General features: G+C 72.3%; 17 protein-coding genes and 2 tRNA genes. 6 read left to right on the forward strand and 13 right to left on the reverse strand.

Translation table 11 applies throughout. The features are described from left to right. Nucleotides 1-78: 78 nt before the first annotated feature. Nucleotides 79-1,047 carry a thiamine-phosphate kinase gene (locus ABT158_RS08680; protein WP_352352155.1) on the reverse strand — a complete coding sequence of 323 codons (969 nt, stop codon included), beginning with the start codon at nt 1,045-1,047 and terminating at the stop codon, nt 79-81. Between the two features lie 47 nt (nt 1,048-1,094). Between ABT158_RS08680 and ABT158_RS08685 the strand changes: the two genes are divergently transcribed. Both ABT158_RS08685 and ABT158_RS08690 read left to right on the forward strand, forming a co-directional pair. Next, nucleotides 1,095-1,328 carry an Lrp/AsnC family transcriptional regulator gene (locus ABT158_RS08685; RefSeq protein ID WP_125637145.1) on the forward strand — a complete coding sequence of 78 codons (234 nt, stop codon included), beginning with the start codon at nt 1,095-1,097 and terminating at the stop codon, nt 1,326-1,328. A gap of 21 nt (nt 1,329-1,349) precedes the next feature. Continuing rightward, a complete protein-coding gene (locus tag ABT158_RS08690; protein WP_352352156.1) occupies nt 1,350-1,784 on the forward strand; it encodes a DUF3515 domain-containing protein in 435 nt (144 codons plus the stop codon). On the opposite strand, the gene ABT158_RS08695 is transcribed toward ABT158_RS08690, so the two are convergent. The 3 genes from ABT158_RS08695 to ABT158_RS08705 form a co-directional block, all read right to left on the reverse strand. Further along, nucleotides 1,767-2,861, reverse strand: a complete 1,095-nt coding sequence (locus ABT158_RS08695) for a D-alanine--D-alanine ligase family protein (RefSeq protein ID WP_352352157.1) — start codon at nt 2,859-2,861, stop codon at nt 1,767-1,769. The two genes, ABT158_RS08690 and ABT158_RS08695, sit on opposite strands and share 18 nt — an antisense overlap. A gap of 62 nt (nt 2,862-2,923) precedes the next feature. Then, nucleotides 2,924-3,934 (reverse strand): NAD(P)H-dependent glycerol-3-phosphate dehydrogenase, encoded by a 1,011-nt coding sequence (locus ABT158_RS08700; protein WP_352352158.1) that lies wholly within the window; start codon nt 3,932-3,934, stop codon nt 2,924-2,926. 4 nt (nt 3,935-3,938) lie between these two features. Continuing rightward, nucleotides 3,939-4,649, reverse strand: a complete 711-nt coding sequence (locus tag ABT158_RS08705; RefSeq protein ID WP_352352159.1) for a lysophospholipid acyltransferase family protein — start codon at nt 4,647-4,649, stop codon at nt 3,939-3,941. An 80-nt stretch (nt 4,650-4,729) separates the two neighbouring features. Here ABT158_RS08705 and cofC point away from each other — a divergent pair, with 80 nt between their 5' ends. Both cofC and ABT158_RS08715 read left to right on the forward strand, forming a co-directional pair. Beyond that, nucleotides 4,730-5,365, forward strand: a complete 636-nt coding sequence (cofC, locus tag ABT158_RS08710; RefSeq protein ID WP_352352160.1) for a 2-phospho-L-lactate guanylyltransferase — start codon at nt 4,730-4,732, stop codon at nt 5,363-5,365. 53 nt (nt 5,366-5,418) lie between these two features. Continuing rightward, nucleotides 5,419-5,628 carry a hypothetical protein gene (locus ABT158_RS08715; protein WP_352324833.1) on the forward strand — a complete coding sequence of 70 codons (210 nt, stop codon included), beginning with the start codon at nt 5,419-5,421 and terminating at the stop codon, nt 5,626-5,628. A 65-nt stretch (nt 5,629-5,693) separates the two neighbouring features. Here the strand turns inward: ABT158_RS08715 and ABT158_RS08720 are convergent, their stop codons facing one another. From ABT158_RS08720 to leuC, 4 genes are all read right to left on the reverse strand, one after another. Beyond that, nucleotides 5,694-5,993 carry an HU family DNA-binding protein gene (locus ABT158_RS08720; protein ID WP_352352161.1) on the reverse strand — a complete coding sequence of 100 codons (300 nt, stop codon included), beginning with the start codon at nt 5,991-5,993 and terminating at the stop codon, nt 5,694-5,696. A gap of 99 nt (nt 5,994-6,092) precedes the next feature. Next, on the reverse strand, nt 6,093-6,320 hold the full coding sequence (locus tag ABT158_RS08725) for an SCO5555 family protein (protein ID WP_352352162.1): 228 nt from the start codon (nt 6,318-6,320) through the stop codon (nt 6,093-6,095). Next, complete coding sequence (leuD, locus tag ABT158_RS08730) at nt 6,299-6,886, reverse strand: 3-isopropylmalate dehydratase small subunit (protein WP_352352163.1); 588 nt, start codon at nt 6,884-6,886, stop codon at nt 6,299-6,301. Before leuD ends, ABT158_RS08725 begins: the two co-directional genes overlap by 22 nt. Before the next feature lie 15 nt (nt 6,887-6,901). Continuing rightward, a complete protein-coding gene (gene leuC, locus ABT158_RS08735; protein ID WP_352352164.1) occupies nt 6,902-8,287 on the reverse strand; it encodes a 3-isopropylmalate dehydratase large subunit in 1,386 nt (461 codons plus the stop codon). A 63-nt stretch (nt 8,288-8,350) separates the two neighbouring features. Between leuC and ABT158_RS08740 the strand changes: the two genes are divergently transcribed. Beyond that, nucleotides 8,351-9,067, forward strand: a complete 717-nt coding sequence (locus ABT158_RS08740; protein WP_352319070.1) for an IclR family transcriptional regulator — start codon at nt 8,351-8,353, stop codon at nt 9,065-9,067. A 58-nt stretch (nt 9,068-9,125) separates the two neighbouring features. Continuing rightward, nucleotides 9,126-10,841 (forward strand): hypothetical protein, encoded by a 1,716-nt coding sequence (locus ABT158_RS08745; protein WP_352352165.1) that lies wholly within the window; start codon nt 9,126-9,128, stop codon nt 10,839-10,841. 155 nt (nt 10,842-10,996) lie between these two features. Here ABT158_RS08745 and ABT158_RS08750 read toward each other — a convergent pair. The 5 genes from ABT158_RS08750 to ABT158_RS08770 all read right to left on the reverse strand — a co-directional run bounded on the left by ABT158_RS08750 (nt 10,997) and on the right by ABT158_RS08770 (nt 13,655). After that, a tRNA-Glu gene (locus tag ABT158_RS08750) sits at nt 10,997-11,069 on the reverse strand. Between the two features lie 19 nt (nt 11,070-11,088). Then, a tRNA-Glu gene (locus tag ABT158_RS08755) sits at nt 11,089-11,164 on the reverse strand. Nucleotides 11,165-11,246: 82 nt separating this feature from the next. After that, nucleotides 11,247-11,825: a hypothetical protein gene (locus tag ABT158_RS08760; RefSeq protein WP_352352166.1), complete on the reverse strand. Its 579-nt coding sequence runs from the start codon at nt 11,823-11,825 to the stop codon at nt 11,247-11,249. A gap of 13 nt (nt 11,826-11,838) precedes the next feature. Continuing rightward, nucleotides 11,839-12,447 carry a response regulator gene (locus ABT158_RS08765; protein ID WP_352352167.1) on the reverse strand — a complete coding sequence of 203 codons (609 nt, stop codon included), beginning with the start codon at nt 12,445-12,447 and terminating at the stop codon, nt 11,839-11,841. Continuing rightward, nucleotides 12,444-13,655: a sensor histidine kinase gene (locus ABT158_RS08770; RefSeq protein WP_352352168.1), complete on the reverse strand. Its 1,212-nt coding sequence runs from the start codon at nt 13,653-13,655 to the stop codon at nt 12,444-12,446. Before ABT158_RS08770 ends, ABT158_RS08765 begins: the two co-directional genes overlap by 4 nt. Nucleotides 13,656-13,672: the final 17 nt, after the last annotated feature.

Consider the following 13,672-nt stretch of genomic DNA (forward strand, 5'->3'; position numbering starts at 1 on the left):
TTTACTACGTCCTTGTCACAACAATCCCGCTAGTCCTACCCTAAATCCGGAAAATTTCACTTAAATCGGGACAACTCATCACCGAAAGTGATCCCAGCCGCCCTGTCCCACCTGACGGCCGTGCACCAGGACGCCCTCGCCCTCGGCCACCCGGCCCACGACCTGCCACGACGGCGGCAGCCGTACGTCAGGAGGGAAGACCGCGGCGAGCGCGTGATCCTCACCACCCGTGAGCACCCATTCGAGCGGATCCTGCCCCAGCTCCTCGGCCGCCGCCGCCACCGGCTCCCCCACGGCGAACGCCCCGGGATCGAGCTCGACGCGTACGCCGCTGGCCGCGGCCACGTGCCCGAGATCCTGCACCAGGCCGTCGCTGACGTCGAGCATGGCGCTCGCGCCCAGCGCGGCCGCCCGCGGCCCCTCCGCGTACGGCGGGCAGGGCCGCCGGTGGGCGGTCACCGCCTCCGCCAGCACACCGGATTCCGCAGCGACCCCGGCGGCCAGCAGCGCCAGCCCCGCGGCGGCGTACCCCAGCCGCCCGGCCACGGCCACCACGTGCCCCGGCCGCGCCCCGGACCGCGTCACCGGCGCCCGCCCGCGCAGGTCGCCCAGCGCGGTCACCCCGATGACCACCAGGTCGGACCGGGTGATGTCGCCGCCGACCACGCTCGCGCCGACCACCGCGCACTCCTCGCGGAACCCGTCGGTCAGGGCGTCGAGCCAGGCCACCGGCAGCTCGGCGGGGATGCCGAGCCCGACCACGATGGACGTCGGGACGGCCCCCATGGCCGCGATGTCGGCCAGGTTCTGGGCGGCGGCCTTGCGGCCCACGTCGCGCCCGCCGGACCAGTCGAGCCGGAAGTGCCTGCGCTCGACCAGCAGATCGGTCGAGACGACCACCCGCCCGTCGGGCGCGGCGACCATGGCGGCGTCGTCACCCGGGCCGAGCATGACCCCCTCTCCCTGGGGCAGGCGTCCGGCAATACGATTGACGACACCGAATTCGCCGAGATCTCCGACTGTGATGACGCACCTCCTGACGCTCACAGGGTACGGTGGCCCTTCGGCGTGATCCAATCGCCCGGGAGGACGTGATGGTGCAGGCCTACATCCTTATTCAGACCGAGGTCGGCAAGGCCGCCGCCGTTGCCGAGGAGATCTCCGGAATTCCGGGGGTCACCCAGGCGGAAGACGTGACGGGGCCCTACGACGTGATCGTCCGCGCTGAGGCGCGCAACGTCGACGAGCTGGGCAAGCTGGTCGTGGCGCAGATTCAGGCGGTGGAGGGGATCACGCGTACTCTTACGTGTCCGATCGTTCATATCTGACACGTAAGAGGTCTGGGTTCCATGCGCGCCGCCGCCGTCCTGCTCCTTCTTCTGGCACTCGCCGGCTGCGGCGGCGTGGTACAGGTCGATCCGCCCAAGCCTTCGGGGGAGGCGGCGGCGGCCTGCGACCGGCTCGCGTCCCAGCTGCCCAAGACGCTCGACGGCGCCGAGCGCGGCACGTCGGAGCCGGCCTCGCCGTACGTGGCGGTCTGGGGGGAGGCGTCCATCGCGTTGCGCTGCGGCGTGCCGCGGCCTGCCCGGATGGCGCCGACCGACCAGCTCCAGGAGATCGACGGGGTGGGCTGGTTCGCCGATCCGGACAAGCCCATCCTGTTCACCGCGGTGGCCGCGCCCACGTACGTGGAGGTCACGGTCGGCGGCGACCACGCGGCGCCCGACGTGCTGGCCGAGCTGTCGGGGCCGATCGGGCGGGCCGTCTCAACGAAGTCCGGGTGAGCGCGACAGCGCGAGCTGGATCAGCCGGTCGACCAGCTGCGGGTACGACAGCCCCGAGGCCGCCCAGAGCTGCGGCGCGACCGACAACGAGGTGAACCCGGGCATCGTGTTGATCTCGTTGAAGACCAGCCGGCCGTCGGGCGTGTAGAAGAAGTCGACCCTGGACAGACCCTCGCAGTCGAGCGCCTCGAAGGCCCGTACGGCCATCGCGCGCAGCTCCTCCGCGGTCTCGGCCGGGATGTCGGCGGGCACGGTGAGCGACATCTGGTCGGGGTAGTACTTGGCCTCGAAGTCGAAGAACTCCTGGCCGCCCTCGACCCTGACCTCGCCCGGGATCGACGCGGCGGCGGGCTCGTCGCCGAGCGACTCCAGCACCGCGCACTCGATCTCGCGGCCCTCGATCGCGGCCTCGATCAGCACCTTGGGGTCGTGCACCCGGGCGGACTCGACGGCCGCCTCCAGCTCGGCGCGGTCGTGGGCCTTGGAGATGCCCTGCGAGGAGCCGGCCCTGGCGGGCTTGACGAACACCGGGAAGCCGAGCTCCTCGGCCTCCTTCAGCACGACCTCGCGGTTGAGCCGCCAGTCGCGGTCGCGGACGACGACGTAACGGCCGATCGGCAGCCCGGCGGCGGCCATCACGGTCTTCATGTGCGCCTTGTCCATGCCGACCGCGCTGGCCAGCACGCCGGAGCCGACGTAGCGGACGCCGGCCATCTCCAGCAGGCCCTGGATGGTGCCGTCCTCGGCGAACGGGCCGTGCATGACGGGGAAGACGACGTCGACCGTGCCGAGCTCGACCGGGATGCTCCCGGGGTCGTAGGCCACCAGCCCGGCGCCGCCGCTGGGCAGCGCGAGCGCGGCTCCCGAGGTGTCGACCGCGGGCAGTTCCCCGGCCTCGATGGCGAACCGCTGGTCGGACGCGGCGAGCACCCACCTGCCGTCCTGGGCGATCCCGACCGGGATCACCTCGTACTTACTCCTGTCGATCACATCCAGCACGCTGCCCGCGCCCATGAGGGACACGGCATGCTCAGAATTGCGACCTCCGAAAACGACGGCGACGCGTGGCTTGCTCATGACGTCCGAATCTACCGGGGTGTCCCCCTGACAGCGAGTCGAGCGCGCGGTGGCGTCCGGATTCACAGGCCGTACCGTTCGGGTTTCGGCGAGCGGGACATGAGCAGCATGCCCGCCTCCGACGGCGACATGCCGTCGTGCACGACCCCGACGACCACCTCGGTGATCGGCATCTCGACGTCGTGCTTCCTGGCCAGCTCAAGGACGGACTCGCAGGACTTCACGCCCTCGGCGGTCTGCTTGGTGGCGGCGACGACCTCGGCGAGCGTCATGCCGCGGCCCAGGTTCTCGCCGAAGGTGCGGTTGCGCGACAGCGGCGAGGTGCAGGTGGCCACCAGGTCGCCCATGCCGGCCAGCCCGGCGAAGGTGTGGGGGTCGGCGCCGAGCGCGGCGCCCAGGCGGGAGATCTCGGCCAGGCCCCTGGTGATGAGCATGGCGCTGACGTTGTCGCCCATGCCCATGCCCGCCGAGACGCCCACGGCCAGCGCGATCACGTTCTTCACCGCGCCGCCCAGCTCGACCCCGACCACGTCGGTGTTGGTGTACGGCCGGAACCACGGCGGCAGGTGGCAGGCGGCCTGGAGGCGTTCGGCGACCGACTCGTCGGTGCAGGCGACGACCGTGGCGGCGGGCTGGCGGTGGGCGATCTCCTTGGCCAGGTTGGGCCCGGACACCACCGCGACCCGCTCCTCGGGCACCTCGGCGACCTCGCGGATCACCTCGCTCATGCGCTTGGTCGTGCCCAGCTCGACGCCCTTCATGAGGCTGACCAGGACCGCGTTCGGCGGGATGTGCTCGCGCCAGGCGGTCAGGTTGGGCCGCAGCATCTGCGAGGGCACGGCCAGCACCACGAAGTCGGCGCCGTCGAGCGCGCGCACGGGGTCGGTGGTGGCGCGCAGCGCCTCGGGCAGCGTCACGCCGGGCAGGTAGTCGGGGTTGGCGTGGTCCTTGTCGATCGCCTCGACCAGCTCCGGCCTGCGCCCCCACAGCGTGACCTCGTTGCCCGCCTCGGCGAGGACCATGGCGAACGTGGTGCCCCACGAGCCCGTGCCGAGAACGGCTGCCTTTGTCATGCCATCACCGCCTGGCGGGATCGTAGGGAGTTTCCGGGGCCTTCTCGCCGCGCAGCTCGGTCAGCTGCTCGGTGATGGCCGCCATGATGTCGGCGGTCGCCTCGCGCAGCACACTGGCGCGCAGGGGCTGCCCCTCGTACTTGGACAGGTCGACCGGCGGGCCGACGGTGACGCGGAAGGTCTTGCGCGGGAACAGCCTGGGCCTCTTGGCGCCGTACGGGAGCAGCTCGTGGGCGCCCCAGTGGGCGATGGGGATGACCTGCGCGCCGCTCTCCAGCGCCAGCCGGGCGGCGCCGGTCTTGCCCACCATGGGCCACAGCTCGGGATCGCGGGTGCAGGTGCCCTCGGGGTAGAACAGGATGGCCGCGCCGTCGCGCAGCCGCTGGGCCGACGAGCTGAGCGACCTGGCCGCCTCGCTGCTCCCCCGCTCGACCGGGATGGCCAGCAGGCCGTTGAGCGCCCGGCCCAGGAAGGGCACCTTGAACAGCGCGGCCTTGGCCAGGATGACCGGCCAGCGGCCGTTGTTGAACAGGAAGTGCGACAGCAGGACGGGATCACTCCAGGACAGGTGGTTGGCCGCGATGATGATGCCGCCGGTGCGCGGGAGTCGCTCGCCGTTGCGCCAGTCCTTCTTGACCAGGAGCCACGACAGCGGCTTGACCACCGCTACGGCGAATGACTCCCAGAAACGCGAAGGTCGCGTGGGGCGGCTCATGGTCTCCTCCAACCCGTACGGTGTGCGCCCCAAGTCTCCCGGTTGGCCGCTTGGGATGTCGAGGCGAGATGCTTAAGCCTATGAGCAACCGCTGGTCTCTGGTCATTCCGGTGAAGACGCTGGTCGCGGCGAAGACGCGGCTGGCGGCCGCGACGGGTCCCCACCGTACGCGGCTGGCCGTGGCCGTGGCCTGCGACACCGTGGCCGCGGCGCTGGCCTGCCCGGCGGTGGCGCGGGTGATCGTGGTGACCGCCGATCCGGCCGCGGCGGGGCCGCTGGGGGCGCTGGGGGCGGAGGTGGTGCACGACCCGGACCGCGGGCTCAACACCGCGTTGCGCACGGGCGCGGCCCATGCCGTACGCGTCGCGCCCGGCGCGGGGGTGGGCGCGCTCCAGGCCGATCTGCCGGCCCTGCGACCGGCCGAGCTGGCGACGGCGCTGGCGGCGGCGGCCGAGTTCGACCAGTCGTTCGTGCCGGACGCCCAGGAGGTCGGCACGACGTTCTACGGCGTGCTGGCCGGGCGGCCGTTCACGCCGCGGTTCGGCGGCGAGTCGCGGGCCAAGCACCTGGCCGGCGGCGCGAAGGAGCTGTGCGTGCCGGGGATCGACTCGCTCCGGCGGGACGTGGACACCCCCGACGACCTGCGTGCGGCCCTCGCCCTGGGCCTGGGCCGGCACACGGCGGCGGTGGTCGCCGACCTGTGGCCGGAGGCGTGACCCTCCGGGCCGCCTCTCGCCCGCCGGACGGCGGTCGGCTTAGGCTGGACGGCGTGCAGGCGACGGTACGCAGCTTCGACGAGGTCACCAGGTCCGGCTCGGTCTTCCTCGACGACGGGACGGTGCTGGAGTTCGGCACGCGCGCCTTCGACGCGGGGCCGCTGCTGCTGCTGCGCACGGGGCAGCGGGTGAACCTGGCGACCGACGGCGGGCAGATCACCTACATCACGCTGTCGACGTTCCCGATTCCCGCGCCCGAATGACGACGCGGTCCCGGAAAACAGCGAACGCCCGGGCGTGGGCCGCCCGGGCGTGATGTCCGCTGAGACTATTTCTTCTTGCCGATCTGCTTGCCGCCCTCGTTCACCAGGTCCTTGAATTCGGAGCCGGGACGGAACTTGGGCGCCCAGCTCTCGGCGACCTTGATCTCGGCGCCGGTCGACGGGTTCCTGGCAGTGCGGGCGGGCTTGTTCACCATCTCGAACGCGCCGAAGCCCGTGATGGAGACCTTGTCCCCGCTCGCCACGGCCTTCTGGATGGCCTCGATGACCGCGTTGACGGCCTCGGTGGCCGTCCTTTTGTCGCCCACCCGATCGGTGATGGCGTCGACGAGCTCTCGCTTGTTCATGAAAGTCCTGCTCCCCCAGTGACGGCTCGGGGTTCCAGCTCTCGAGTTCGACGTAGAAACCCCTTACGCGCTCGAAAGTAGGCGGGATCGCGGGGGAACTCAATCACCCTGCGTGTTTTCCCCCTCGCGTGGCGTGTCGAGGGCGCCCAGAAAGGCGTCGAGCCGGGCGGCCGCCCTTTCCGGATCGCGCTTGGCGAGATCGCAGATGGACAGGTAACGGCGGGCCGCCCGTTCCTTGTCGGCGGCGGGGAGCATGCGGACGCGGCGGTGCGCCTCGCGCAACCGCCGCGCCAGTTCGTCGTCCTCTAGACGGTCGTCGGCAGCCATGGCTGCCGACCATTCTCGTACGCGGCCACGTCGTCGGCGTGACGCAGGGTCAGGCCGATGTCGTCCAGGCCCTCGGTGAGGCGCCAGCGGGTGTAGTCGTCGATCTCGAACGGCACGACCTCGTCGGCCCAGCGGACCTGGCGTTCCAGCAGGTCGACGGTCACCTGGAGCTTCGGGTCGGCCTCGACGGCCGCCTGCAGGGCCTCGACCTTCTCGGCGGGCAGGACGACCGGCAGCAGCCCCATCTTGGTGGAGTTGTTGCGGAAGATGTCGCCGAACCGGGCGGCGATCACGGCGCGGAAGCCGTACTGCTGCAGGGCCCAAACGGCGTGCTCGCGGGAGGAGCCGGTGCCGAAGTCGGGGCCGGAGACCAGGATCGAGCCGCCCTCGTAGGAGGGGTCGTTCAGGACGAACGTCGGGTCCTCGCGCCAGGCGGCGAACAGGCCCTTCTCGAAGCCGGTGCGGCTGACCTGCTTGAGCCAGACGGCCGGGATGATCTGGTCGGTGTCGACGTTGCTGCGGCGCAGCGGCACCGCCGTACCGGTGTGGGTGGTGAAGGCGTCCATCGGTCTGGTTCTCCCTTACAGGTCGGCGGGGGCGGTCAGGCGGCCGGTGACCGCGGTCGCGGCGGCGACCTGCGGCGACACCAGGTGGGTGCGGCCGCCCTTGCCCTGGCGGCCCTCGAAGTTGCGGTTGGAGGTGGAGGCGCTGCGCTCGCCGGGCTTGAGCGTGTCGGGGTTCATGCCGAGGCACATCGAGCAGCCGGCCTCGCGCCACTCGGCGCCGGCGGCCTTGAACACCTCGTGCAGGCCCTCCTGCTCGGCCTGGAGCTTGACCAGCATCGACCCGGGCACGATCAGCGTGCGGGTGCGGACCTGGCGGCCGCGCAGGATCTCGGCGGCCGAGCGCAGGTCCTCGATGCGGCCGTTGGTGCACGAGCCGACGAACACGGTGTCGACCTCGATCTCGCGCAGCGGCGTGCCCGCGGTCAGGCCCATGTACTCCAGCGCGCGCTCGGCGGCCGAGCGCTCGACCGGGTCGGCGAAGCTGTCGGGGCTCGGCACGGACTCGCCCAGCGGCAGGCCCTGGCCGGGGTTGGTGCCCCACGTGACGTACGGGGTCAGCGTCGAGGCGTCGATCTCCACGACCTTGTCGAACACGGCGTCGTCGTCGGTGCGCAGCGACTTCCAGTACTCGACGGCCTGGTCCCACAGCTCGCCCTCGGGGGCGTGCGGGCGGCCCTTGAGGTAGGCGAACGTGGTCTCGTCCGGGGCGATCACGCCGGCGCGGGCGCCCGCCTCGATGGACATGTTGCAGACGGTCATGCGGCCCTCCATGGAGAGCTTGCGCACGGCCTCGCCGCGGTACTCGACGATGTAGCCCTGGCCGCCGCCGGTGCCGATCTTGGCGATGATCGCCAGGATCAGGTCCTTGGCGGTGACGCCGTCGGGCAGCTCGCCGGAGACCTCGATGGCCATCGTCTTCGGCCGGTAGGCGGGCAGCGTCTGGGTGGCCAGCACGTGCTCGACCTCGGAGGTGCCGATGCCGAACGCGATTCCGCCGAAGGCGCCGTGGGTGGAGGTGTGGGAGTCGCCGCACACGATCGTCATGCCCGGCTGGGTCAGGCCGAACTGCGGGCCGATGATGTGCACCACGCCCTGGCCGGCGTCGCCCATCGGGTGCAGCCTGATGCCGAACTCGGCGGCGTTCTTGCGCAGCGTCTCGACCTGCGCCTTGGAGACGGGGTCGGAGATCGGGCCGAGCACGGTCGGGACGTTGTGGTCCTCGGTGGCGATGGTGAGATCGGGCCGCCGCACCTTCCGGCCGGCGAGACGGAGTCCGTCGAACGCCTGCGGGCTGGTCACCTCGTGAATGAGGTGCAGGTCGATGTAGAGCAGGTCGGGTTCGCCCTCCGCACGGCGGACGACGTGCTGCTCCCAGACCTTCTCGGCCAGTGTGCGGCCCATGATCTCCTCCTTGAGATTGCCTCCGACTTGCTTTCTCATATGTCGAGACGGCAGTATCGGTGTATGGACAACTCTAGCGGAGTCGGAGTACTCGACAAGGCCGTTCTTGTACTCAATGCCCTCGAAGCGGGTCCCGCTTCCCTGGCTCAGCTCGTCCAGGCCACCGGCCTGGCCCGCCCCACGGCCCACCGGCTGGCCGTCGCACTTGAGCACCACCGCATCGTGAGCCGCGACACGCAGGGCAGATTCGTGCTCGGGCCGCGGCTCGCGGAGTTGTCCACGGCGGCCGGCGAGGACCGGCTGCTCGCGGTGGCCTCGCCCGTGCTGATGCAGCTGCGCGACCTGACCGGCGAGAGCGCGCAACTCTACCGGCGCCAGGGTGACGAGCGGGTCTGCGTGGCGGCGGCCGAGCGGGCCAGCGGCCTGCGCGACACCGTCCCGGTGGGCTCTGCGCTGCCGATGACGGCCGGCTCTGCGGCCCAGATCCTGCTGGCCTGGGAGGAGCCCGACCGGCTGCACAGGGGCCTGCGCGGCGCCAAGTTCACCGCCGCCACCCTCGCCTCCGTACGCCGCCGCGGGTGGGCCCACAGCGTCGGCGAGCGCGAGCAGGGGGTGGCCAGCGTGTCCGCCCCCATAAGGGGCAGCGGCGGCAAGGTGATCGCGTCCGTCTCGGTCTCCGGGCCCATCGAGCGGCTCACCCGGGCGCCCGGCCGGTTGCACGCCGTGCCCGTCATGGCGGCCGCCGAACGCATCACCGAGGCCATGCGCCGCACGTCATGATCGGCGAAAGCTCGTATTTCGGGGGCCGACTGCCTCGCGGGCGCACTAGCCTGAGTGCGTGACAGATCGCATCGAGGTAGCCGCCACTGAGCTGCGACCCCTGCTCGAAGAGTTCATCATGTGGGCGCGTTCCAACGCGCCCGGAAGCGACCCCGAGCTCGTGGGGCCTGCCGCACTCTGGCACCGTCTCGCCTTCTCGCAGGACCTCGGCACGTGGAAGCGTGCAGACCTGCGCAACCTGCTGCTCGACCGCATGCCGAAGGTCGTGGAGGATCCCGACGCCGCCGCCGACGGCATGCTGCCCGCCGTCGACGCGTACCTGACGTTCCTCTCCCAGACCGGCAGGCTCGCCAAGGGCTCCGACTCCCTCGCCGACCTGCAGGCCGAGCTCGACGACGTCGAGGACGAGTTCGTCGAGCTCATGGAAGACCTGCTCGACGACGACGGCGCGGGTGACGACGAGGAGGAGGAGACGGGCGACCTGGGCGACTTCGAGGCGTTCGCCGACGAGCTGGCCGAGCTCGACACGATCAGGCTGCGCCCCGACTCCGAGCTGGCCGCGGCCGCCCGCCAGGCCCCGCTGGTCGCCAAGGCCCGCGACCTGGCGCTGTGGGTCGGCTCCGGCCGCCGCGTCGGCGAGGACACCCTGCTCACCGACGCCGAGGTGGAGGAGGCGCTGGCCGCCGTCGGCCTGCCCAGGCCCGAGACCGACGGCCCGGTGGCCGAGGCGGTCCCGCAGCTCTGGAACATCTGGAACCTCGCCGTCGACCTGGAGTTCCTCGAACCGGGCGAGGGCAACACCGTGGCCGTCCAGGACGACACCTCCGAGTGGCCGTTCGACGACGACGAGGACGTCCTCGACGCCTGGATGCTCGGCCTGCACTCGGTCGACTACGGCGACCCCGAGCTCGACGACGACGACCTGACGATGGCGCTGGCCGGCCTGACCCGGGGCGTGCTGGTCAGGCTGCTGCTGGCCGGCGGCGCGCGCGAGCGCGACGACCTGGCCCGCGAGCTGGCCGAGGCCGCCGCCGACCTCGACGAGCTGGGCGGCGACGCCTGGGAGGCGGCCGGCGACCCGCTGGCCCCCGCCATCGACTGGCTGACCGGCTACGGCATGGTCGAGGTCGAGGGCACGACCGTGCGCCTCACCCCGCTGGGCACCGAGGGCGTCGTCCACCTGGTGGACGACGCCGACATCGAGGTCGACGCCCGGCCCGCGATCGAGTCGATGAGCGCCCACGAGCTGCTCGCGCTGAGCGCCGAGCTGCCCGAGGACGAGGCCGACGCCGAGTTCGCCGCCTGGATGCGGCTCAGGGAGCCGGCCAAGGCCGCCGAGGAGCTGCTCGACGCGGCGGCCGAGGACGAGAGCGACGCCCTGATCCGGGTGCAGGCGGCCAGCGTGGTGGGCACGCTGGGCGAGGCCGCCGTCCCGGCCTGGCAGGAGGCGCTCAAGCAGCCGTCCCTGCGGCCGTACGCGGCGACGCACCTGAGCCAGCTCGGGGTGGAGGGGGCGCCCGAGCCCACCCAGGACGACACCCACTGGCTGATCCTCGACATGTGGACGATCTCGGCCGGGCTGGGGCGTGCGGAGTTCGTCAGCAGCCTGCGGGACATCGGGCCCGACATGGTCAACGGTCTTCTCGAGGTCATCTGGAAGATCCCGCACGCGCACGTGGAGGAGCTGCTTGACCTGATCTCCCAGGTCCACCCCGACAAGCAGATCGCCAAGGCGGCCCGCCGCGCCCTGTTCAAGGCCCGCTCCTCGGCCTGATCCCACTCCGGCCAGGGCCTCGCGCGATCCGCGCGGGGCCCTGTTCCGTTTCGGCGCGGAACCAAAGGTTTTCGAGCGTTTCTTAGGTTTTCGAGCGTCCCGTAGAACACGAAAAACGCCCCGGTGCTTGACGCACCGGAGCGTTTGGGTGAACGTAGTCCCGACCGGATTCGAACCGGCGCTACCGCCTTGAGAGGGCGGCGTCCTGGGCCACTAGACGACGGGACCTTCGCACAGCTTGTGATCGTGGTAGTCCCGACCGGATTCGAACCGGCGCTACCGCCTTGAGAGGGCGGCGTCCTGGGCCACTAGACGACGGGACCTTGTCCACAAGCTGGTGTGCCGGGTCTCCCCGGCGACGCAGGTAACTCTACCGCACCCCGCAGACCACAACCAACCCGCTTATCAGCGCATGAGATCGGGCCTGTGGCGGCGGACCCAGTCGCCCATCGGCCCCCGTTCCCACAGCGGGTCGATCTCGCCGAGCGGGATCGCGACCTCGGGCCGTCCGGTGACGGGGTCGGCCGGCACCCGGGCCAGGCGCTCGCGCATCCACCGCGGCGTCCGCGGCGGCAGCGTGCGCTCGCCCCACCCGACCAGCCCCACCGAGCGCAGCGCCGGGACGCGTACGCGGACGCCGCCGGGCCGGCCCAGGGGCCTGGGGTCGGCCGTCCGGGTGTCCACCACGCCGATCGCGGTGACGTCGGGCCAGCGCAGGCGCACCCGGAAGCCGCGGGCGTCGGCCAGCTCCACGCCCTCCGGCGAGAAGCGCACCACCGTGCCCGCGACCAGACGGCGGTGCTTGACGACGAGCACGCCGGCCAGGGCCGCCGTGGCGAGCGCGCCGATCACGACGCCCAGCGCCGAGCTGCCGGTGAAGACGGCCCCGAGCAGCAGGCAGACGGCGAAGAAGAGCGCCAGCGGCGCGGCGAACGGGGCGACGAAACGGGCCAGGTCGCCCTTGCGCATGCGGAATTCGTCCATGAGGCGAGGGAGGCTACCCGCCGAGCAGCCCGCGGCGGAAGGCCTCGGCCACGGCGGCGGCGCGGTCGCGGACGTCGAGCTTGGCGTAGGCGTGCAGCAGGTGCGTCTTGACGCTGGCCTCGCTGATGAACAGCTCGGCCGCCGCCTGCCGGTTGGTCGCTCCCCCGGCCACCAGCCGCAGCACCTCCAGCTCGCGCCTGCTCAACTCGCTCCGCCGCGGCCTGCGCACGTGGTCGGCCAGCCGCCCGGCCACGGCGGGGGCGAGCACGGTCTCCCCCTCGTACGTGGCCCGCACCGCGCGTGCCAGCTCCTCCGGGCGGGCGTCCTTCAGCAGGTAGCCGGCCGCCCCTGCCTCCAGCGCGGGCAGGACGTCGGTGTCGAACGTCGTGAGCACCAGCACCCGCGGCCCGCTCCCGCTCAGCTCCCTGATCGCGGCCAGGCCGTCCATGCCGGGCATGCGCAGGTCCATCAGGACGACGTCGGGCCGCAGCTCGGCCGCCAGCCGGACGGCCTGGGCGCCGTCGGCCGCCTCGCCCACGATCTCCATGCCGGGCTCGGCGCCCAGGGCGGCGCGCAGGCCGTCCCGGACGATCGGGTGGTCGTCCACGATGAGCAGTCTCACGGTCGTTCGCCTTCCGCGGGTATGACGGGGACGGCCGCGGCCACGGCGCTCCCCCGGCCCGGCTCGGACTCGATCTCCAGCGTGCCACCCACCGCGCGGGCCCGCCGGCGCATGCCGTCCACCCCGAAGCCCTCAACAGCCTCCTGCGGAACGAAACCGCGGCCGTCGTCACGGATGTCGAGCATGACGACTTCGTCCGTGTACGACAGGGTGAGGGCCGTCCTGGTGGCATCGGCGTGCTTGGCGACGTTGGCCAGCGCCTCCTGGGCGATGCGGAACAGCGTGGCCTCGACGTCGGCGGACAGGGCGACGGGGGTGCCGGTGACCTCGACGGCCAGGCCGACGCCCGCCGTGGCGGCCCACGAGCGGGCCATGCGGCCGAGCGCGTCGGGGAGTCTGGAGTCCTCCAGGGGGCCGGGGCCCAGGGCGCGTACCGACCGGCGGGTCTCGGCCAGGCTCTGGCGGGCCAGCCGGGCCGCCTGGTCGAGGTGGCGGCGGCGGTCGGCCTCGGCGGTGGCCCGGCCGGCCGCGCCGAGCTGGCCGATCAGGGCCGCGAGGTCCTGGGCGACGGTGTCGTGGATTTCGCCGGCCACGCGCTGCCGCTCGTCCAGCACGCCCGCCCGCCTGGCCTGGTGGAGGAGCCGGGCGTGCAGGTCGGCGTTCTCGTCCATGGCGGTACGGAGCTCGCCGATCAGGCGGCGGCGTCTGTCGCTCTCGGCGGAGACGTACCAGCCGGCCAGGGCGAGTGGGACGGCGATGCCGCCGGCCACCGTGAACAGCCCGGCGGGCGCGCCGGGACCGGCCTGGGCCACGACGACGACCACGGCGGTGAGCGTCACGCCCGCCATCACCAGCCGGGTCGGCAGCAGGGCGGCGGCCAGGGGGTAGCCGAGCGAGGCGAACACCACGAAGGCCGGGTTGCCCGCCACCAGCGCGGCCGCCAGGCCCATGAGCAGCACGTAGTACGGGACGACGAGAACGGCCGCCCGGTGCCGCCGGGCATGCAGCCACGGGACGGCGGCGAGCCACACCGCCGCGACGGCGGCCAGGACGGGCCAGGGCGCGACGATCCAGGGCGCCGCGGCGGCCAGGGCGTTGCCGCCCCGCGGCGGGTCGCCCATGACGGCGGCGGCGACGACGGAGATCGCCAGCAGCCCGTGGCCGAGCGCGACGTGGAGCAGACGCTCACGTCCCTGTGCCCGGCTCACGCCTCCAGCCTGGCACG

This window comes from Nonomuraea sp. NPDC001636 (assembly GCF_040298265.1).
Classification (GTDB): Bacteria; Actinomycetota; Actinomycetes; order Streptosporangiales; family Streptosporangiaceae; genus Nonomuraea.